The sequence below is a fragment of the Leifsonia sp. PARNA 1/14 genome (genome assembly GCF_055720965.1).
Window position 1 is genome coordinate 285,856 of the sequence record NZ_JBVQSP010000004.1, and the last position, 18,724, is coordinate 304,579.

Consider the following 18,724-nt stretch of genomic DNA (forward strand, 5'->3'; position numbering starts at 1 on the left):
GGGTATTTGTACCCCGGGCTGTCCTCACTAATGTGGACAACCGACGGAGCTACCCGACCGCGCTACCCGAAGGCGCGGGCTCTGTCCATGAAGGACGCATACCCGACCATGAGTTCTACAAGTTCATATTCGCCTGCCCGGAAACGGCAGTGGGGCTCCGAGCGCCGCACCGAACCGCTTCCGACCGTTCATCCCAAGCCCTCCGATCGCAAGATCACCTGGAGCCGAGTCGCCATCGTCGCGACCATCGTCTTCTGGGCGATCTATGTCGTGACGACGATCATCCGTCAGTTCCTCGTGCTGGGCACGCAGGACTTCCGGTTCACGATGGAGGCCATCGGCTACACCGTCGTCGTCACGTTCCTCACCTTCTCCGCGCTGATGTACCTGGTCGCCCGTCAAGGCGCGCTGCAGCGTTTCCAGAAGCACGTGCGCGTTCCCCGCGCCGAGCTCGACCGCCACTTCGCGCAGAACCAGCCGTCCATCACGGTGCTCGTGCCCTCCTACGCGGAGGAGCCCGAGGTCGTGCGGATGACGCTGCTCTCCGCAGCCCTGCAGGAGTTCCCCTCCATGCGGGTCGTGCTGCTGGTCGACGACAACCCGAACCCGACCGACCCCGCCGTGGCCGAGAAGCTGAACGCCACCCGCGACCTCGCCGACAGCATCACCGGTCAGCTCGCGGAGCCGCGCTTCCGCTTCACGGACGCGCTGATGCGCTTCGAGCTGGGCGACGAGCGCGCCTTCGTCACCGACGAGGCCGCCCTCGAACTGGCCGAGCACTACCGCTGGGCCGCCGAGTGGCTGTACGCCCAGGCCGACGCGCACGGCATCGACGACCACGTCGACGTCTTCTTCGCCGACCAGGTGCTCCGCGCTCTCGGCGACGAACTGGCGCTGACCGCAGAGGCCGTGAAGGCAGCCGTGGCGGAGGGCGCCGAGCTGTCCTCCGACCGCGTCGCCCAGCTGTACCGCCGCCTGGCGTGGACGTTCGACGCCGAGCTGATGATCTTCGAGCGCAAGAAGTGGGCCTCCCTCTCGCACGAGGCCAACAAGGCGATGAACCTGAACGCCTACATCGGCCTCATGGGCGGCACCTACCGCGTCGAGCAGACGCCGGACGGCCCCATCCTGAACCCGGTGCCCGCCGGCTCCCGCAAGCCCGGCGACATCGAGATCCCGGACAGCGACTTCTTGCTGACCCTGGACGCCGACTCCATCCTGCTGCGCGAGTACTGCCTGCGGCTGACCTACTTCTTGCAGCAGCCGGACAACGCGCGCGTCGCCGTCACGCAGACGCCGTACTCCTCGTTCCGGGGCGCGGGCACCCGCATCGAGCGTCTCGCCGGCGCGACGACCGACATCCAGCACATCCTCCACCAGGGCAAGAGCTACTACGGCGCGACGTTCTGGGTGGGTGCGAACGCGGTGATCCGCAAGCGCGCACTGGAGGACATCGTCGAGACCGAGTGGGTCGGCGGCTTCGAGGTGCGCCGGTACATCCAGGACCGCACCGTCATCGAGGACACCGAGTCGAGCATCGACCTCGGCACCCACGGCTGGACCCTCGTCAACTACCCGGAGCGCCTCAGCTACTCGGCCACCCCGCCGGACTTCGGCTCGCTGATCGTTCAGCGCCGCCGCTGGGCGAACGGCGGCCTGCTGATCCTCCCGAAGCTGTGGAAGCAGGTTCGCGAGCGCAAGCGCCGCGGTGAGAACGTCTCGCGCATCGAGCTGCTGCTGCGCGTGAACTACATGGCCTCCATCTGCTGGGCGAGCTTCGGACTCGTGTTCCTGCTGGCGTACCCGTACGACGGCCGCCTGCTGAGCCCGATGGTCCTCCTGGCCGCGCTGCCGTACTTCATCAGCCAGGCCAGCGACCTCCGCTACGCCGGCTACAAGGGCACGGACATCTTCCGCATCTACGGCTTCAACCTGATCCTGCTCCCGGTCAACCTGGCTGGAGTGCTCAAGTCGATCCAGCAGTCGCTGACCGGCAAGAAGATCCCGTTCGCGCGCACCCCGAAGGTCAAGAACCGCACCGCGTCGCCCTTGCTGTACGTGATCGCTCCGATGGCGATCATCGCGTTCTCGCTTTTCACGCTGTGGCGCGACTGGAACGCGCACAACTGGGGCAACGCCGCGTTCGCCGCGTTCAACGCCACCCTGGCCATCTGGTCGCTCGTCGCCTACATCGGCATCTGGAACTCGATCGTCGACATCTGGCTCGGCCTGACCAAGCCGCTCTATGTCGACAAGAAGCGCAAGCGCTCGACCCCGGCCTCCGCTCCGGTGACGGAGTCGATCGACTGGCGCTCGGTGCTCTACCACGGCCACGCCGGCGGGGAGGTGCCCCACCTGGAGCGCACCGCGCTGCGGGATGACGCCGTCGCTGCCTCCGACGCTCCGGTCTCCGACGATCAGAAGCAGGCTGCGTGATGGCCCGCAAGAGCAAGAACACGAACGCGAACACGGACGCCGCTCAGACCGATCGGCTGCAGACTCCCGAGTCGGACACCGGCCGTCGTCTCTCGCCGTGGCGCGTGATCGGCGCTGCGCTCGTCGCCGTCGTGGTCGTCTCCGGCGGAGTCGTGGGCTTCCAGTGGTGGAGCGCTCGCGCCTCCGTCGACGTGAAGCCGTGGTTCGCCTCCTTCGTGGATGTGACCGCCACCCCGAAGTACGCGTTCGAGAACCTGGGGTCGACCTCCACCAAGGACGCCGTGCTCTCGTTCATCGTCTCCAGCCCGTCCGACGCGTGCACGCCTTCGTGGGGTGCGGCGTACACGATGGACCAGGCGCGCGGCGCGCTCGACCTCGACCGCAGGATCGCCCGCCTGCAGCAGCAGGGCGGCGACGTCGCGGTGTCGTTCGGTGGCCAGGCGAACGACGAGCTCGCCGTCGACTGCACGGACGACGCGGCACTGAAGAAGGCGTATTCGTCGGTCGTCGAGCGCTACAAGATCGGCACCATCGACCTCGATCTGGAGGGCGAGGGCCTGGTGAACGCCGACGCCGCCTCCCGCCGGGCCACGGTCATCGCCGAACTGCAGCAGGAGCGCCGCGCCGCGGGCAAGAGCCTCGCCGTGTGGCTGACCCTCCCGGTGGCGCCGACCGGCATGACCACCGACGGCACCAACGCCATCGAGGCCATGCTGAAGGCCAACGTGGATCTCGCCGGCGTCAACCTGATGACCATGGACTACGGGCAGGCCAAGGACGCCAAGAAGTCGATGGAAGCCACCTCGGAGGCTGCGCTCACCGCTGCGCAGCGCCAGCTCGGCGTGCTCTACAACCGTGCCGGCACCCACCAGTCCGACCCCAGCCTGTGGGCGAAGATCGGCGCCACCCCGATGATCGGTCAGAACGACGACCAGGGCCAGATCTTCGGCCTCGCCGACGCCAAGGCGCTGAACGCTTGGGCGGTCTCGACCGGCCTCGGCCGAATGTCGATGTGGTCGGCGAACCGCGACAAGACCTGCGGATCGAACTATGTGGACCTGACCGTGGTCTCGGACGCCTGCAGCGGCGTGAACCAGGGCAAGCTGACCTTCGCCGGCCTCCTGTCGAAGGGCTTCGACGGCCGCATCGCGCTGGGGGAGGGCGCCGTCACCACGGCCGAACCCACCTCCGCTGCCGCCACCGACGACCCCGCCCACTCGCCGTACCCGGTCTGGACCGCCACCAACTCGTACCTCAAGGGCACCAAGGTCACCTGGCACCACAACGTCTACGAGGCCAAGTGGTGGACGAAGGCCGACGTGCCGGACAACCCCGTGCTCAACCAGTGGGAGACCCCCTGGGAGCTGGTGGGCCCGGTGCTGCCCGGCGAGACCCCGATCCCGCAGCCGACCCTCCCCGCCGGCACCTACCCGAATTGGGCCGGCGCCACCGCCTACGACAAGGGCGCGCGCGTGCTCTTCGACGGCGTGCCGTTCGAGGCCAAGTGGTGGACGCAGGGCGATAGCCCGGAAGCCGCCAGCTCCAACCCCGACTCGTCCCCCTGGACCCCGCTCACCCAGGACGAGATCGACACGATCCTGGGCGGTGACACCGCCCAGAAGTGACTCGGCGGCGGGATGCAGCCTCCCCGCGCATCCCGTCGCCGACCCACTCGGACCAACCGCTGCGGGGCGGGACGTCCGTGGCGCCTTGCGTGATTGCTCGTCGGGAGTGACGCGTTGGGTGCCGGTGCTGGTGGGGCCAACAGTGGCTTTCGGGTTGGTCCCGACCGGCCCCGCCAGCACGCTAAGATAGACGAGTTGTCTCATTTGGCGCCCCCCGGCCTGGGTGGGACAGCAACGGGCTGTGGCGCAGCTTGGTAGCGCACTTGACTGGGGGTCAAGGGGTCGCAGGTTCAAATCCTGTCAGCCCGACGTTCTGAAAAAGCCGGTGGGCACGGAGGTCGCAAAGCGACCACGTGCCCACCGGCTTTTTCAGAACTCGCTGCTGTCTAATGGGGTCCCCGCGCGCGAGGGGCCCCGGGCGCCGACCCGAGCGCAGCGAGGGCCGGCGTTTGGGGGAGCGTGTGGGGCGCAGCCTGGTGACGGGCGTGGAGAAGACTTGAGGACGTGCTTGCTCACACGGCCCTTCTTACGAATGTTGGCGTAGTTGGCGCGCATGCACCATGAGCGCGCAGAGAGGCATCCGCGGACGTAGCTCTTAGAACGCGTTGCGCTCATCGGCGGCGATCCGTCGGCAGAGGACCCTTAGCTCGTCGAGTTCCGCTAAGGCTGCCGGGTTCCCATCAAGGTTCAGCAGCGGAGTGAGCGCGGTGATGAGCCCCGACTCGACCGCGCGAACTTGCTCAAGCCGCAACTCGATCCAACTGACCTCGAGGTGTGAGTTGGTCCATTCGACGATGGCGGCGCGGTCAAGTTTCACGAACATGAAGTTGTACTTGTTGACACGCGTTGCGAGGGACCCCGCAAGCGGACGGTAACCGAGCACGGCGCCGATGCTCCGGAAGAACGTGCCGTGACCGCGCCCTCGCAGCTCGTTCCCGAGCATCCGGGACTTCAGCGACGTGGCCTTCCCGATGTATATCAGGCGGGTACTGCGCATAGCAAGAAACGACCCAAACGGCTCAGGAAGGGTGGATCCGATCTTGAGTCGAATTGCGTAAATGCCCGACCCGACTGGCACATCTTCGTCGATTGTTCCGGCCGGGAGAAAGGATGCGTCGTTGGTTAACCCAGCCGCTGCTTCGAAGAATGCGTCGTCGTCCGCTGCCATATTCATTTAGATTCGACGTGTGTTGACCATTATCCGAATTCCTACCTGGAGCACTACCTCGACGTAAGGCATTGCCGCGACCGCCAGCTTCGCACGCCGAGCAGCGTTCGCCTGCTCTGAGATCAGCCGGTTGGCCTCCGCAGCAACCTCGGTTGCCTTGTCCTCGTTGTCTGTCAGCTTGTTGATGAGGTAGTGCCAGCGTTCATCGCTGAGGTCGGGCTTGTTTAGCTCGCCGGCGATGATCCCGCGGGTTTCGCCAAGCGCCTCAAGAGCTTGCCCGCTGTTCTCGCTGAAAGCCGAGAGCGTAGTGCGCAGGTCGTCTTCGACCGCCGCGACCGCCTTCAGCGCGTACGCCTGAAGTGGTGGGCTCGTCTTGATCAGATGTAGCTGAAGCTCGGAAGGGAGCTCGCCGAGGCGCTGTGCCAGCGCCATCACCTGCGATTCGGTGAGGTCATCGAGAGAGTCGGCGCCGATGGCTTTCGCGATTGCATCTTCATTGTCGAGCGTCATAGTCCTCCGTTCGGCGGCCAGTGCGAGTCCTCCTCGCACGACGCTACCGGCCCGCCCGCAATTCGCACGGCTAGGATCTCGGGCGAGTTCCGGCATCTTCGACGAGCATCGGAGGCCGCGCAGTCTCTGCTGGTCCAGCGAAGACAGGAGTGGGCACGAGATCACAGGTCGACCACCAGGGCGCTGGCAGATACGCGCCGCGGGCGGGGCCGCAGGGGCCGAACCGGAAGTCGGTGAGGCGTGAAAAGTGAACCGACGAGCGGCGACCTATTCGGCTGCCCAAGCGCGCCTTTTTTGGCTATTCGTCAGGTGCGCAGTAGAAGCCCATTTTCCCGTCCTTGGTAATGTGAACAGCGTTGTGATAGCCAGGCGGGCATCCGACCACGCTGGGCGGCAAGGAGATCGACCCGAAGTACTGGAAGGTCGGGTGGTCCAGTCCTAGATTATCCAGGTACTCGTTCACGTCGTCCTCGCGTCCTTCGGCCTCGTAGTCTGCCAGGGCGGAAGCGACCTCGTCGGATACGCCGCCTTCGTTCACAGGCGGGATCGCGACCTCGATGGTCGGGATGTGCTCCCAGTCCTCTTCGGGCGACTGGGCGGGGGTTCGCTCGCCTGCGCCCACGCCCAGGCCCTCGAACCGGACGAACACGACCTTTGTCCACGGATCGTCGTCCTTGGGTCTGCGTCGCTTGCCCTGTTGGTCGTTCTCGTTCATGGTGACAGCGTCCCTTCCTGTGAGCTGACGATCTGTACGCGGGTCGGCTCGGGAGTCGTGGGGTGTGTGGCGCTCCAGAACGAGCTGACGAGCGCGATCGCGAGGAAGACGAAACCGACAGCGGTCAGCCATCCCCGAACGTTGAGCCAGCGCTGATTGCTGCTCAGCATCCCAATCTTCTTCTCGGTGAGCTTCTCTTTGCCCTCGTCGGGGCTCAAAGTATTGAGCCGCCCTTTGACGACGTCGAGGTCGAGGACGCGAGTGCCTATCGGTGCAGCCACGATGATCCCGATCGTGGCCGCAAGAGCGGATGCCACGAGGTTCCACAATGCGGCCGATGGGGAACCGATGGAGGCCTGAAGGGTTCCGACGACGCTCGCAGCGGCGACGAGGATTCCCGCGCGTCCTTGCATGGCGTCGTTTCGCGCCGCGTAGGAATCGAGTTCGCGATCGACTTCTGCTGAGAGGAGGTTCAGGCGGGAGGCCTGTTGGGCGGCCTCTGCTCGACTCGCACCTAGCCCATGCATTGACGTCTCGATTCGGTGGCGGCTTATCGTTTAAAGTGAGTATGACTCATGAAATGCACCGATTGAATGCCGGACACTCTCTGAAAAGTCACTCGATAACGCGACGGTGTGATATTCAGGTGTTCCGTCGCGTGTTTCGGTGTCGATAGCATCCAGCCATGTCCGATCGCGCGTCCAAGACTTCCGCACGCTCCCGCCGCGGCCCCAACCTGCCGTTGACGGTTCTCGCCGCGATCTACATCGTCGCGCTGATCGCCGCGGCCGTCCTCTACTTCATCGCTATCGCAACCATGGGCGCCGATCCGCGGGGCGCCGCGGGCTACTTCCTGTTCGGGAACGCGATCGGGGCGCTCGGCGTTCTCGGCGGGATGCTGCATCTCGCGGTGGCTGCGGTGCGCAACGTTGTGGAGGACAACGCCCGCTGATCAGGACTTAACCCACCGCCCGTCGCACGACCTCCCGCACCCGCTCCCACGCCTCCTCGGTCGGCTCGATGAGCGCGTACGACGTCGGCCAGAACCCGCTCGCGTCGTCGAGCGCCGCCTCCGGGCTCACGCCGAACGTGGAGTACCGCGTCTTGTCCATCTGGCCGCTGCGGAAGAACACCACGACCTTGCCGTCGCGGGCGTAGCCCGGCTGGCTGTAGTAGAGCTTGGGGGAGAGGTTCGGAGCGACCTCCAACACGATCGCGTGGATGCGTTCCGCCATCTCGCGGTCGCCGTCGGGCATCTGGACGATCTTGGCGAGCACGTCAGCCGCCTCCGCGGCGGCCTTCTCTGCGCCCTTCGCGCGGATGGCCTCCGCCTTCAGCTCAGCCGCTCGTTGCTTCATGGCCGCTCGCTCCTGGGCGGAGAAGCGTCCCTCTGGTGTCGTGTTCGTCATGCCCCCATCTTCGCGTGAGCGTGTCCGATCGAGGAGCGGACATCGCCCCGGCGTACAGTGACCCTCGTGACCGACGACACCCCTATCGCCTACACCGCCCTCCAGAACGGCACCCCCGTCTTTACCGCCGGTGGCATCGAGATCGGCCGCGTCGAGCATGTGCTGCAGGATCCTTCGCTCGACCTCTTCGACGGCATCGCAGTCAGCACCGACGCCGGCCTGCGGTTCGTCGACGCGAGCCAGGTCGGGCGCATCACGGAAGCCGCCGTGCAGACCACCCTCACCGACGACGAGGCGCGAACGCTGCCCGAACCGCAGGGCAGTGAGGTGCTCGACGCCGACCCCGACGAGTACGGCGGCAACGGTCTCAGTGCGTGGTTCGGGCGGATGTTCATGCGCGAGCACTGGATGCGCCGCAAGGACTGAGGTCTACTCCTGTGTCTGCACGTTCTGCAGCATCGCCTCCAGAACCCGCAGCGTCGTCTGGATGTCGGAATCCGGGATGCCGGCGGCCAACGATTTGCCGACGCGCTCGAACACCCCCGGCAGCAGCGGAATGAGGGCGGCGCCTGCGTCGGTCAGGGCGACCACGATCGCGCGCCGATCCCCGGCGTCGCGCTCTCGCTGAATCAGGCCCTTGGCTTCAAGGCGATCCAGGAGGCGGGTCACCCCCGCGGTGTCGGTGCCGAGGAGGTCGGCGATGCGTCGGGGGCTCGACTCGCCGCCGTAGACGCGGATGAGGACGCCGGCCTGCTGCGACGTGAGGTCGTGCGCGGCGAACTGCTGGTCCAGCGCCGTCCGCGCGTCCCGCGCGAGCCGGACGATCACGCTCGTGAGGGTCACTACCGGACCGGGCATACCGTCCTCCTATAGCTGTCGCGACAGTTACTGTCTATACTTCCATCGTAGAGCGCCCGCCGGCCGACCGGCCGGATTCACGAGAGGAGCATACCGATGGCGACAGTCACCGCGACCGCGCAGGGCGATGTCAGGCCCGACGTCCGCGACTTCGTCGAAGCCTTCGCGGCTGCGAGCGAGAGCGATCCCGCGTCGTCCGCGGCCTTGTTCTGCGACGACTTCCTGAGCCTCGATCCGACCTCCGTGCGACCCGTCACCGCGCAGCAACTGGCCGCGTCGCTGCCGCGGCGAGCGGAGATGTTCGCCTCGATCGGAGCGCAGGGCACCGAACTCGTCGAGTTCTCCGAGCGGCCGATCGACGACCAGCACACGCTGCTGCGGACCGCCTGGCGCGTGCGGTTCGCCGACGCGCACGCGGAGCCCCTTACACTGCACTCGAGCTACCTGCTCCACCGCGACGAAGGCGGCTGGCGCGTCGCCGTCTACCTCAACCACGCGAACATCGTGGCGATCATCGAGGACCGGCAGGCGCGGTCGCATCCGGAACCGTGAGGTTCACCCCTGGCCCTCCGGGGCGTAGATCACTAACGGTGTGCCGTTTGCGTCGCACTGCTTCTTGACCTCGGCCACGGCGGCGACGAAATCCGCGCCGTGCGGGTCGAACGTCGCGCCCGGAACCGTCGGCGGCGAGGTCTTGACCGCTTCTTGGAGGTTCCAGACCTCCGACTGCATGCCGGCCGCCGAGTTGCGGCGGAGCCCCATGAGCGTGTTCGTCGTCGTGTTGATCACCGCCGCGTAGCCGGAGGCGTCCGTCTTTCCGAAGTGCTGCTCGATCGCCGTGTCCTCCAACGACGTATCCAACGACCCGAGAACCGCGCACGTGAGCGCGATCGACGGGTTACTGTGCGGTGTCGGCGAGGCGGTCGCCCGTGGTGACGGGGAGGCCGTCGATGCCCCGGCGCCAGGCGAGCTGCAGCCGGTGATGGCAGCGGCGAGCAGCGCCGCGTTCCCGAGCGCAAACGCGACCTTCGCCTGGAGCCGTGTTCGTCGTGTCATGGACGGGTCACCCTTCGAGCAGATCGAGCCGGATCACCTTGCGGACCGCGTCGATCCGGGAGGTGGCGCCGAGCTTGGCGTAGATGTTCGTGGTGTGGCGTTTGACGGTGCCCTCGGTGATGTTCAGGCGCGCGCTGATCTCACGGTTCGTGTAGGCCTGCGCGATCATCCTGATCACCTCGAGTTCGCGGTCGGTGAGGACGCGGTCGGACGGCGCGGGGGCGTCCACCGGGGCGGCCTCCCTAGCGGGCTTCGCCGAGGCGAGCAACTGGATGAGGGATCGCTCGTCGATGTTCTTCGACGCGAACGCCGACGCGCCCGCACGCAACAGCTGCCGTTGAAGCACTGCATCGGTGTGCATGGTGAGGATGACGACGGCCGTCGACGGCGACTGCCGGCGCACCGTGGTGATCGTGCGCTCGGCCGAGCCGCCCGGCATCTCGACGTCGAGAAGCAGGACGTCCGGCCGGGCCTGCTCGACGAGCGCGACCGCCTCCTGGCCGTCGGCGGCCTCCCCGACGACGTCGAAGGAATGCTCGATCAGGGCGCGCACGCCCTTGCGGAAGAGGGCGTGGTCGTCCGCGAGCACGATCGTGCGATTCGTGGTCGAGCCGTTCACCGGCGCCCGCCCGGCTCTGCGATGGTCAGCGTCACCGTCGTCCCTGATCCGGGCGTGCTCGCGATGGTCAGCTCGGCGCCGATCAGTTCTGCGCGCTCCTGGGCGGCGATGAGGCCGAGCGCGCCCGGCCGGATCCGGTCGCGCTCGAAGCCGATCCCGTCGTCGGAGACCGAGATGATCAGCCGGTCGACGAGCCAGTGCGACTCGAGGCGGATGCGGTCGCCGCGCGAGTGGCGGCGCGCATTGTGGACGACCTCCCGGACGATGATGAACGCCTCCTCCTGCACGCCGGTGGGCAGCGAGCGCGCGCTGCCGTAGCTGTGCGCTTCGACCGCGGGCGCTTCCGGGCTGAGGTCGGCGACGTAGTCGCGGATCGCTTCGTCCAGGTGCTTGTCGCCGACCGAGTGCCGCAGATCCAACGCCAGCGAGCGCGTCTCGTCGAGAGCGGCCTCCAAAAGCCGGAGCGCCTCGTCGATGGGCGCGGAGGCCGCGCCGTCGTGCTGCCGGCTGAGCTGGACACGCTGGATGCCGGCCGCGATGCCGTGCGCGACGCGATCGTGGAGTTCGCGTGAGATGCCCAGCCGCTCCTCCGTGTGCGCGACGGCCAGGCGCTCGATGAGCACATCGACGTAGGTGAGGGAGGCCGGGACGACCTCGTCCATGATTGACGCGTTGAGCGCGCGTGCGACGTCGGCCGGGTCGCTGTCGCCCGCGGTGAGCTCCGCGAGCGCGATGTCGAACAGCAGGGTCGCCGCGGTGAGGCTGTCGGCGGGGTGGATGTTCTGCCGCGCTCGGTCGCGCCCCACCTGCGAACCGGGCGAGGCCGAGGAGGCCGGAGTACCGGGCGAGTCCGGCCCGGCGCGTTGTACAGGCCTTGCCGCAGTACCGAGTCGCTTGCGCGTCCGCCGGAGCACGACGTGCACCTGGGCGCGCAACTGCGCGGCCACCGCGGAATCGGCCGCCAGCGCGTTGCCGCGCACGCGCAGCTCGCGAACCAGCGCGTCGGCGATGCGCGCGTCGACCGTTGCCGAGACGTCGTCGACGTCGACCGGGCGGATTCTCGGAACCACAGCACCATCATGGCGCGCGACAGCGGCGATAGGCGGGAGGGCGGATGTGACCTTCGTCACATTCCCTCCGCGCGCCGGTCTCCCTAAGCTGTTCGTGCGCGTCGCATCGGGGGAGCGCGACGCTCGGGTGGCAGGTGCGCGGGGGCCCTGCCACCCCGATCCCTCCCGCTGGCCCACCCGCCGTGCGCCCCCAACTGGTGGCGGACATCCCGTACAGCAACCTCATAGACTCGACCGCATGTTCGTCTTCTACCTGCTCACGTTCGCATTCTTCGTCGTGGCTCTGCTGGATGTCATCCTGCGGCGGGAGGATCAGATCAAGCACCTGCCGAAGATCACGTGGGTGTTCATCGTCATCTTCCTGCCGCTGGTCGGCGCGATCCTGTGGTTCGCGATCGGGCGGGAGTACGAGTCGTCGCCGCGCCCGCGGCGGGTCCCGAGGCCGACGAGCAGCGCGACGAACACGCACGCTCCGTACGCAGCGAGCACCGAGGCGCAGCTCGCTGCGCTCGAGCACGAGATCGAGCTGGCCGAACGCGACAAGCGCATCCGCGAGCTCGAAGAGCAGATGCGGCGCCAGGAGGGCGAGACGGCCTGAGGCGCTTCAGCCTCCCTTCACGACCCGGGTTCGCGGAGCCGCGCTCGGCCAGACCTGCACGAGCAGGTCTTCCACGGGCTCCGTGACGCCGAGGTCGTAGGCGACGTCGTAGCCGCGGTTACCAACACGCACCTGGTAGCTGCCAGGACCGGACGTCGCCATGTTCACGTCGGGAGCCGCACCGCCGAAGAGCGTGCTGAAGACGATTCGTCCCTCCGGCGTATCGATCGGGACTTCGACCACCGTCTCCCACGCGTCGAGGTCGACCTCCGGCTGGGCCGTGGCGGCCTCCAGATGAAGGCGAACCGGCCCCATCGCGATTCCGGTGAGCAGCATCAGGCCCGAGTCGGTGGAGGCCGCCAGCTTGGTGAGCGGCCGATGCACAGGCTCTATGTCGTTCAGATCCGGGTCGATCCCATCGAGGGCTAGCGAGTGGTAGTCGATGTCGGCGGTCGACTCGAGCCGGAAAGGCGGGGAGGACCGCGTCGGCACCGGTAACGGCTTCCCGCGGCGCAGGATTTCTTCCCGCTGCCGGCGTCCTTCGCGCTGACGCTCGGGATCCGTGGCCCACTTGTATGCCGCGACCGCGCGGGCGAGGGTGCCGGTCGGGTTCGCGCGCTCGGCGACGTAGCGTTCCCGCCGCTCGCGATCGAGCTCTTGGCGCGTGGGGGAGGCCGGGTCGGCCCGCCTGAAGACTGCGGCCTGGTCCCGTTGCCGACGCTCGCGTTCGGCCCGGCCCCGTTCGGGAGGGCTGTCCAGCCTTCGGATGCTCAGGAAGACCTGTCGATCGGGGTCGTCGCCGTCCGGTTTCTGCATGCGCCGACGCTACCGACCGGTTCGACGCCACTGCCATTCCCCGAGCGGGGCACGAACCACCCAGCCCGATGAGGAATGCTCGAACAGACATTGTCGTAGACGATGCGGTCTGCCACACTGCTGGCCAGCAGGGGTTGATGTCCTCCGCCGCGACGGCGGCCCGAGAGGGAGGCCTGGCATGATCCTGTCGAAGCTGTCCACCGACACCCCGACGCCGACGCCGGCGCCGAATCCCGGGCCGGCGATGTCGGCCGACCTTGCTCCGTGGCTGCCCACGGTCGCGCTGCTCCTGGCCATGATCCTGGCGTTCGGGGCGTTGCTGGTCTACCTGTCGAAGATGTCCAAGAAGAAGAAGGACGCCGACACGAGCGTGGTCCGGGCCTGGATCGCGGTGACCCTGATCGCGGGGCTGCTGATCCTGACCGCCGTCACCCTCGGAGGCACCGACGCCAACCTGAGGAACATCCTCGTCGGCGGGATCGTCGCCTCGGCGGGAACGGCTGTCGCGTTCTACTTCGCGACCAAAGCCAACGAGGCCTCGAACGCCGCAGTGCTCAAGGCGGCAGGGATCGACGGCGGAGGACCGTCACGTTCGACGCTCACGCTGACGCAGATCGCGGTCCCGGCTCTCAGCACTCCGCCTGCGACCGCGGACACGATCACATTCCATTTCAAGGTGACGAACAATACGACTCAGACCCTGAACGACGTCGTCCTCGTGGATTCACTGCAGCCTCCCTCGGCCATCACCTATGTGTGGCCGACGCCGTCCAAACCGGGCCAGCTGAAGGGAGGGGAGTCGGTGGCGGCATCGACGACGTACACGATCCAGGGCGGCGACATCACCGCCGGCGCCGTGAAGAGCCGCACCGTCGCGACGGGCGCGCCACCCAGCGGAGCCGTGATCACCTCGGCTCCGGAGATGTCGACCACGGCGCTGAAGACGCCATCGCCGTAGTCGCCGGCCTCGGCGCCCTTACTCCTGGAACACCCCCAACATCCGCTCCCGGTTCTCGCCGAGCGCGCGCTCGCAGCCGGACGCGCAGTGCACGTCCTGGGGCGCAGTGCGGAATCCCGCCTGGCCCGGGTTGCCGAGCATCTTGACTGTTCCGTCCATCCGCTTTCCGCAGATCGGGCAGTTCGCCGAACGCAATTCGATCCTGATCGCCATGACGACACGCTAAGCCCGATCGTGTCCCCCGAATGCGGGGCACGCGGTCGGGCCGCGAGATCGCGCCGTCCATTGCCGTAGACAACCCGGTCTGGGACACTTCTCGCGACAACCCGAGACCGCATCCAGCGAGAGGGAGATCACCATGGCGAATCCAGGACAGCCGACCGTCCAGCAGGGCGACACCGGAGACGCGGTCAAGCGGGTGCAGCGGGCACTGCGGAGGACGCCGAACCTCTCCATCGAGGTCGACGGGATCTTCGGGCCGGCCACGCATGCGGCCGTCGTCGAGTTCCAGCAGGGCGCAGGGCTCACGCCGGACGGCATCGTCGGCCCGCTCACGTGGGCGGCCCTCCCGGACGGCGGACCGATGCCCGTGCTGAAGGAGGGCGACTCCGGACCGGTGGTGTCGAGCCTCCAGACCATCCTCACGAACGGCGCCGACCAGTGGGGAGGCGTCACCCCGCAGGGCATCGACGGGATCTTCGGGCCGCACACGCGCGCGGCGGTGGAGGCTTTCCAGGGATGGGGCGGCGTGACCGCTGACGGCATCGTCGGCGACCAGACGTGGAGCGTCCCGCTGCATGCAGCCAGCGCGACGCTCGAGTCTGCGGTCGGACTGCAGTACGTGGAGTCCTGAAACCCGCTGGGCCACTCCGTGAAGTGACCATTGCTCAAATCACTGAGCAGGGCTATCGTGTGCCGAGCCGGTCGGACGACCGGTTTGGCATCGGCTGAGGAGGACCGACATGAGTGATCGCACCGAGTCTGCAGGCGTTTCCGGCACCACGGCGGGGGCGGGAGGCTCGACCGTCGCGCCGCCGCCGCAGGTGAACGCCGCGTTCTGGCTCTACATCGCCGGAGCCGCGCTGAGCCTCGTCGCGTTGATCATCTCGCTCGCGACGATCGGGTCGCTGAAGTCGACGCTGATGCAGCAGCAGAGCGGCCTCTCCGACAGCGCAGCCAACGCGGCCATCGGAATCTCGGTCACGATCGCCGTCATCTTCGGCATCCTGTACATCGCGGCGTACGTGCTGTTCGCCGTCTTCATGCGCCGAGGCGCCAACTGGGCCCGCATCGTCCTGCTGATCGTCACCGTGCTGTCGCTGTTCGGTGTGCTCGGCGGCTACGGTGTGGGCGCGGCCAGGGTGATCGTTGGCGTGATCGCGACCATCCTGATCTTCATGAAGCCGGCCAACGAGTACTTCCGTTCCGGCCGGCCCGGCCGGGCCTGATCAGCACACGCCTCGCGGCGGCGTGTCGCCCGTTCTGGAGGCGGGCGTGCGCCGCCGCGGAAACGTAGGCTGACCGGGTGACCTACGCTCCACCGCTGCTGCCGCCGAGCGGCTGGTATCCCGATCCGTACGACCCGCGCATGCTGCGGTGGTGGAGCGGCGCCGAATGGACGGGGTACACCTACCCGGCCGGCCCGGTGAACCCGCCGAAGAAGCGGGAGCCCCGCAAGTGGATCGGGCGCTTCGGCGGCTGGATCATCGCCGGAGCCAGTGCGGGCGTGTGGCTGTGGGTGTTCGGTTTCAGCCTCCTGTTCGCCGCGATCGCTCCGCACGCGCGCGCCGAGGGGCCCAGCGTGCTCTCGCCGTTCCTTCTGCTGACGGGGGCCGCGACCGTGGGCGTCGCACTCATGTACACGATGATGTACAAGCTGCGTCCCGACGATGAGCTCTCTGCCCCGCGCCTGCTCTTCATCGCCGGCCTGGGCGGGTTCGCCGCGACCCTGGTGGCGGCGCCGGTCAACTCGATCATCGATCTCGCCAGCGGAGGCACCTCCACCCATCCGAGCGAGCTCGCGCTGACGATGGCCGGTGTGGTCGAGGAGACCGTGAAACTCGGGTTCGTCCTCCTCCTTGCGCTGAAGCTCCCCGTCAAGGATGCCCGGATCGGCCTGTTCGTCGGCGGTGCGGTCGGCATCGGCTTCAGCGTCATCGAGAACCTCGGCTATCTGCTGGAGGCTTTCGCGCGCGGCCAGGCGGACGGCTACGGGATCGGGTTGTTCATCGGGACAACGATCGGTCGCCAGCTCACCGGGCCGTTCCTGCACCCGGTCTTCTCGTCGCTTCTCGCTGCGGCAGTGTTCGCCGGGGCGAGGGAGGGGCGCTACCGCTTCTCGATCGGGGGGCTGCTGGCGTATGTGGGCGTCGTCGTCGCGCACGGCGGCTTCGACGGGTTCCTCGGGTGGATGCAGACCGTACATCTGAACGCCGCCGCTCGGGGAGGCCTCGTGCTGCTCTTCGAGTTCGTGTTCGTCGTGGCGAGTGGCCTCACGTGGTTCTTCATCGCCCGGCACATCCGCAGGACGGGTCGGGCAGCGCCGGCCGACGACGGGTTGCCAGAACACGCTGTCTGACCGGGCGCCTTCGCGGCGTGTTCTGCCAGGTGGAGGGGCGCGCGGTGGCTCGTCAAGCCCCTCTGCTGCATTCTTTTGCGGTGTTGTGTTGGGGCGGACGAAACGGAGGAATCGCATGTCCGACACCGAACAGCAACAGCCCGCCCAGCAGCAGACCCCTCCCGGGTCGACGGAGGAGCTGAACCCGCGGCCCGACCACGGCGAGCAGACCTACCGAGGCAGCGGACGGCTGACCGGCAAGAAGGCGCTGATCACCGGTGCCGACAGCGGAATCGGCAAAGCCGTCGCCATCGCCTACGCCCGCGAGGGCGCCGACGTCGCGATCGCCTACCTGAACGAAGACGACGACGCGGCGGACACCGCGAACTGGGTCCGCGAGGCCGGGCGGAAGGCCGTGCTGCTCCCCGGCGATGTCTCCGACCCGCAGCACTGCCGCGACCTGGTCGCACGCACGGTGGAGGAGCTCGGCGGCATCGACATCCTGGTCAGCAACGCTGCCTTCCAGATGACGCACGAGTCGCTCGACGAGATCCCCGACGACGAGTGGGACTACACGCTGGCGACGAACCTCTCCGCCTACTTCCACCTCGCGAAAGCGGCTGTGCCGCACATGAAACCGGGGGCGAGCATCATCGGCTCCTCGTCGGTCAACTCGGACATGCCGTCGCCGACGCTGGCGCCGTACGCGGCGACCAAGGCGGCGATCGCGAACTTCACGGCATCGCTGGCCCAGTTGCTCGGCGAGAAGGGCATCCGCGCGAACAGCGTCGCGCCCGGACCGATCTGGACACCGCTCATCCCCTCCACCATGCCGGAGGAGAAGGTGGCGCAGTTCGGCGGCGACACACCGCTCGGGAGGCCGGGGCAGCCGGCCGAACTCGCGCCGGTGTACGTGCTGTTGGCCTCTGACGAGGGCTCCTACATCTCGGGCGCCCGCGTCGCGGTCACCGGAGGGCGGCCGATCCTCTGACGACGGAATCGTCCGTCGAGGGGCACGTTGTTGTCGCCTTCGCGCCGCGAAAGTGACAACGACGTGCCCCTCGGCGTAGCGGTTTGGGCGGGGGGTCAGCTTGCCGCTTCCGCAGCGCGGGAGCCTGCCTGGCCGGGCGCGATCGGCGCCGGGCCGATCGCCGCCATCCCGGTCGGCGTGAAGAGCTGGTCGCTGAGCGACTCGATGCACATGCGCAGGCAGCCGGTCAGCACGCTGGCGTCGCCGTACCGGGAGCCGCGCAGGCGCACCTCCAGCGGCCTCTCGTTGCCGGCGAGCTCCTTCTCGAGCGCCGGGATGAGGAGATCCTGGATGGTGCCGAGCGAACCGCCGAAGATGATCTCCTCCGGGGCGAGCAGCCAGGCGATCAGCGTGATGGTGGCCCGCAGGGCGCTCGCGAGCCGCTCGACCTCCTCGACCGCGTAGGCCTCTCCGGCCCGAGCCGCCGTGACGAGCTCCAGTGTCGCCGCGTGGCCAGGCGCGAGTTCGTCGGCGAGGTCGACGAGCAACGGGCTGACCATGTCGTGGAGGCCGAGGTCGCGCGCCCAGCTGACCTCGCCGGCCGCGCCGTCGCGCCCCCGGTAGAGCTCGTTTCGCAGCACGAGTCCGATGCCGATGCGCTCGCTGTCGGAGAAGATGTAGGCGAAGTCCTGCACCTCGCCGTCGCGCGACCACTTCTCGCCGAGCGCGGCGATCTTCGCGTCGTTCTCGACGCGCACCGGGCAGTCGAACAGCTCGCCGACGGCGTCGCTGAGGGAGAATCCCGTCCACTCGGGCATCGTCATCGGGAGGTCGACCATGCCGTCGTCGCGCACGATCCCGGGCGTCGACACGGTCACCGCGACGACGGCCGAGCGATCGACTCCCGCCGTGTCGAGCAGTTCGGTGACGCTGTCGTCGAGCAGGGAGAGCCGCTCGGCTCGGGAGGTCTTGATCGGCAGCGGCACGCGCAGGTCGCCGAGGATCTCGGTCGCCAGGTCGGCCACGGTCGCGTGGATCTGGCCGGCCTCCAGCTGCAGGGCGACCACACAGGCGGCGTCGTAGCGGAACGCGTAGCTGCGCGCCGGTCGCCCGACAGGCCGGGCAGCGGGACTGGCCGAATGCACCTCGGTCACCCACCCGCTCTGCATGAGGTCGTCGAGGATGAGCTCGATCGTGCGCCGGGAGAGCCCGGACTCGCGCTGCAGCGCCGTCATCTTCGCCGGACTGGAGCGATAGAGGATGCCGAGCGTGCTCGCAGCGTTGCGCTGCCTCATGTCCTGATGGTCCATAGCGGTCTACCCCTTCGTGCCGAGGCCGATACTACGGGATCGAAAAAAG

23 protein-coding genes and 1 tRNA gene are annotated in these 18,724 nt (G+C 67.9%); 12 read left to right on the plus strand and 12 right to left on the minus strand.

All coding sequences use genetic code 11. The features are described 5' to 3' along the window. Window positions 1–108 precede the first annotated feature (108 nt). From AC0HS0_RS12975 to AC0HS0_RS12985, 3 genes are all read left to right on the plus strand, one after another. The gene (locus AC0HS0_RS12975) at window positions 109–2,436 is read left to right on the plus strand and encodes a glycosyltransferase family 2 protein (RefSeq protein WP_472964597.1); all 2,328 of its coding nucleotides are present in this window, start codon (window positions 109–111) and stop codon (window positions 2,434–2,436) included. Next, window positions 2,436–4,061 carry a chitinase gene (locus AC0HS0_RS12980; protein ID WP_472964433.1) on the plus strand — a complete coding sequence of 542 codons (1,626 nt, stop codon included), beginning with the start codon at window positions 2,436–2,438 and terminating at the stop codon, window positions 4,059–4,061. The genes AC0HS0_RS12975 and AC0HS0_RS12980 overlap by 1 nt, the downstream gene beginning before the upstream one ends. A 235-nt stretch (window positions 4,062–4,296) precedes the next feature. Beyond that, window positions 4,297–4,370, plus strand: a tRNA-Pro gene (locus tag AC0HS0_RS12985). A 286-nt stretch (window positions 4,371–4,656) separates the two neighbouring features. Here the strand turns inward: AC0HS0_RS12985 and AC0HS0_RS12990 are convergent. The 4 genes from AC0HS0_RS12990 to AC0HS0_RS13005 all read right to left on the minus strand — a co-directional run bounded on the left by AC0HS0_RS12990 (window position 4,657) and on the right by AC0HS0_RS13005 (window position 6,867). Next, window positions 4,657–5,229, minus strand: a complete 573-nt coding sequence (locus tag AC0HS0_RS12990; protein ID WP_472964434.1) for a GIY-YIG nuclease family protein — start codon at window positions 5,227–5,229, stop codon at window positions 4,657–4,659. Window positions 5,230–5,235: 6 nt separating this feature from the next. Continuing rightward, the gene (locus AC0HS0_RS12995) at window positions 5,236–5,739 is read right to left on the minus strand and encodes a hypothetical protein (protein WP_472964435.1); all 504 of its coding nucleotides are present in this window, start codon (window positions 5,737–5,739) and stop codon (window positions 5,236–5,238) included. Between the two features lie 298 nt (window positions 5,740–6,037). Then, window positions 6,038–6,454 carry a hypothetical protein gene (locus tag AC0HS0_RS13000; protein WP_472964436.1) on the minus strand — a complete coding sequence of 139 codons (417 nt, stop codon included), beginning with the start codon at window positions 6,452–6,454 and terminating at the stop codon, window positions 6,038–6,040. Further along, a complete protein-coding gene (locus AC0HS0_RS13005; RefSeq protein ID WP_472964437.1) occupies window positions 6,451–6,867 on the minus strand; it encodes a hypothetical protein in 417 nt (138 codons plus the stop codon). The genes AC0HS0_RS13000 and AC0HS0_RS13005 overlap by 4 nt, the downstream gene beginning before the upstream one ends. A 272-nt stretch (window positions 6,868–7,139) precedes the next feature. On the opposite strand from AC0HS0_RS13005, the gene AC0HS0_RS13010 reads away from it, so the two are divergent. Continuing rightward, window positions 7,140–7,406: a hypothetical protein gene (locus tag AC0HS0_RS13010; RefSeq protein ID WP_472964439.1), complete on the plus strand. Its 267-nt coding sequence runs from the start codon at window positions 7,140–7,142 to the stop codon at window positions 7,404–7,406. A gap of 7 nt (window positions 7,407–7,413) precedes the next feature. Here AC0HS0_RS13010 and AC0HS0_RS13015 read toward each other — a convergent pair whose 3' ends face one another. Continuing rightward, window positions 7,414–7,863, minus strand: a complete 450-nt coding sequence (locus AC0HS0_RS13015; RefSeq protein ID WP_472964440.1) for a DUF1801 domain-containing protein — start codon at window positions 7,861–7,863, stop codon at window positions 7,414–7,416. 66 nt (window positions 7,864–7,929) lie between these two features. On the opposite strand from AC0HS0_RS13015, the gene AC0HS0_RS13020 reads away from it, so the two are divergent. Continuing rightward, window positions 7,930–8,289: a hypothetical protein gene (locus tag AC0HS0_RS13020; RefSeq protein WP_472964441.1), complete on the plus strand. Its 360-nt coding sequence runs from the start codon at window positions 7,930–7,932 to the stop codon at window positions 8,287–8,289. 3 nt (window positions 8,290–8,292) lie between these two features. On the opposite strand, the gene AC0HS0_RS13025 is transcribed toward AC0HS0_RS13020, so the two are convergent. Further along, a complete protein-coding gene (locus AC0HS0_RS13025; RefSeq protein WP_472964442.1) occupies window positions 8,293–8,721 on the minus strand; it encodes a MarR family winged helix-turn-helix transcriptional regulator in 429 nt (142 codons plus the stop codon). A gap of 96 nt (window positions 8,722–8,817) precedes the next feature. Between AC0HS0_RS13025 and AC0HS0_RS13030 the strand changes: the two genes are divergently transcribed. After that, window positions 8,818–9,273: a hypothetical protein gene (locus AC0HS0_RS13030; protein WP_472964443.1), complete on the plus strand. Its 456-nt coding sequence runs from the start codon at window positions 8,818–8,820 to the stop codon at window positions 9,271–9,273. 3 nt (window positions 9,274–9,276) lie between these two features. On the opposite strand, the gene AC0HS0_RS13035 is transcribed toward AC0HS0_RS13030, so the two are convergent. From AC0HS0_RS13035 to AC0HS0_RS13045, 3 genes are read right to left on the minus strand one after another with little or no spacing between them, the layout of a single operon-like run. Next, a complete protein-coding gene (locus AC0HS0_RS13035; protein ID WP_472964445.1) occupies window positions 9,277–9,777 on the minus strand; it encodes a hypothetical protein in 501 nt (166 codons plus the stop codon). Between the two features lie 7 nt (window positions 9,778–9,784). After that, the gene (locus tag AC0HS0_RS13040) at window positions 9,785–10,396 is read right to left on the minus strand and encodes a response regulator (protein WP_472964446.1); all 612 of its coding nucleotides are present in this window, start codon (window positions 10,394–10,396) and stop codon (window positions 9,785–9,787) included. Further along, entirely contained in the window at window positions 10,393–11,466 is a 1,074-nt protein-coding gene (locus tag AC0HS0_RS13045) for a sensor histidine kinase (protein ID WP_472964447.1), read from the minus strand. The genes AC0HS0_RS13040 and AC0HS0_RS13045 overlap by 4 nt, the downstream gene beginning before the upstream one ends. A 238-nt stretch (window positions 11,467–11,704) precedes the next feature. On the opposite strand from AC0HS0_RS13045, the gene AC0HS0_RS13050 reads away from it, so the two are divergent. Further along, window positions 11,705–12,064: a PLD nuclease N-terminal domain-containing protein gene (locus AC0HS0_RS13050; RefSeq protein ID WP_472964449.1), complete on the plus strand. Its 360-nt coding sequence runs from the start codon at window positions 11,705–11,707 to the stop codon at window positions 12,062–12,064. Between the two features lie 6 nt (window positions 12,065–12,070). Here the strand turns inward: AC0HS0_RS13050 and AC0HS0_RS13055 are convergent, their stop codons facing one another. Then, window positions 12,071–12,880 (minus strand): hypothetical protein, encoded by an 810-nt coding sequence (locus AC0HS0_RS13055; protein WP_472964450.1) that lies wholly within the window; start codon window positions 12,878–12,880, stop codon window positions 12,071–12,073. 178 nt (window positions 12,881–13,058) lie between these two features. Here AC0HS0_RS13055 and AC0HS0_RS13060 point away from each other — a divergent pair, with 178 nt between their 5' ends. Next, complete coding sequence (locus AC0HS0_RS13060) at window positions 13,059–13,838, plus strand: DUF7507 domain-containing protein (RefSeq protein ID WP_472964451.1); 780 nt, start codon at window positions 13,059–13,061, stop codon at window positions 13,836–13,838. A gap of 18 nt (window positions 13,839–13,856) precedes the next feature. Here AC0HS0_RS13060 and AC0HS0_RS13065 read toward each other — a convergent pair whose 3' ends face one another. After that, window positions 13,857–14,051, minus strand: coding sequence for a hypothetical protein (locus AC0HS0_RS13065; protein WP_472964452.1), 195 nt, complete (start codon window positions 14,049–14,051; stop codon window positions 13,857–13,859). A gap of 145 nt (window positions 14,052–14,196) precedes the next feature. Here AC0HS0_RS13065 and AC0HS0_RS13070 point away from each other — a divergent pair, with 145 nt between their 5' ends. The 4 genes from AC0HS0_RS13070 (at window position 14,197) to AC0HS0_RS13085 (ending at window position 17,386) form a co-directional block, all read left to right on the plus strand. Then, the gene (locus AC0HS0_RS13070) at window positions 14,197–14,691 is read left to right on the plus strand and encodes a peptidoglycan-binding domain-containing protein (protein WP_472964454.1); all 495 of its coding nucleotides are present in this window, start codon (window positions 14,197–14,199) and stop codon (window positions 14,689–14,691) included. A gap of 109 nt (window positions 14,692–14,800) precedes the next feature. Further along, window positions 14,801–15,286, plus strand: coding sequence for a TMEM143 family protein (locus AC0HS0_RS13075; protein ID WP_472964455.1), 486 nt, complete (start codon window positions 14,801–14,803; stop codon window positions 15,284–15,286). Window positions 15,287–15,363: 77 nt separating this feature from the next. Further along, window positions 15,364–16,416, plus strand: a complete 1,053-nt coding sequence (locus AC0HS0_RS13080; protein WP_472964457.1) for a PrsW family glutamic-type intramembrane protease — start codon at window positions 15,364–15,366, stop codon at window positions 16,414–16,416. A gap of 115 nt (window positions 16,417–16,531) precedes the next feature. Continuing rightward, the gene (locus AC0HS0_RS13085; protein WP_472964458.1) at window positions 16,532–17,386 is read left to right on the plus strand and encodes an SDR family oxidoreductase; all 855 of its coding nucleotides are present in this window, start codon (window positions 16,532–16,534) and stop codon (window positions 17,384–17,386) included. Between the two features lie 95 nt (window positions 17,387–17,481). Here AC0HS0_RS13085 and AC0HS0_RS13090 read toward each other — a convergent pair whose 3' ends face one another. After that, complete coding sequence (locus tag AC0HS0_RS13090) at window positions 17,482–18,660, minus strand: ROK family protein (RefSeq protein ID WP_472964459.1); 1,179 nt, start codon at window positions 18,658–18,660, stop codon at window positions 17,482–17,484. Window positions 18,661–18,724: the final 64 nt, after the last annotated feature.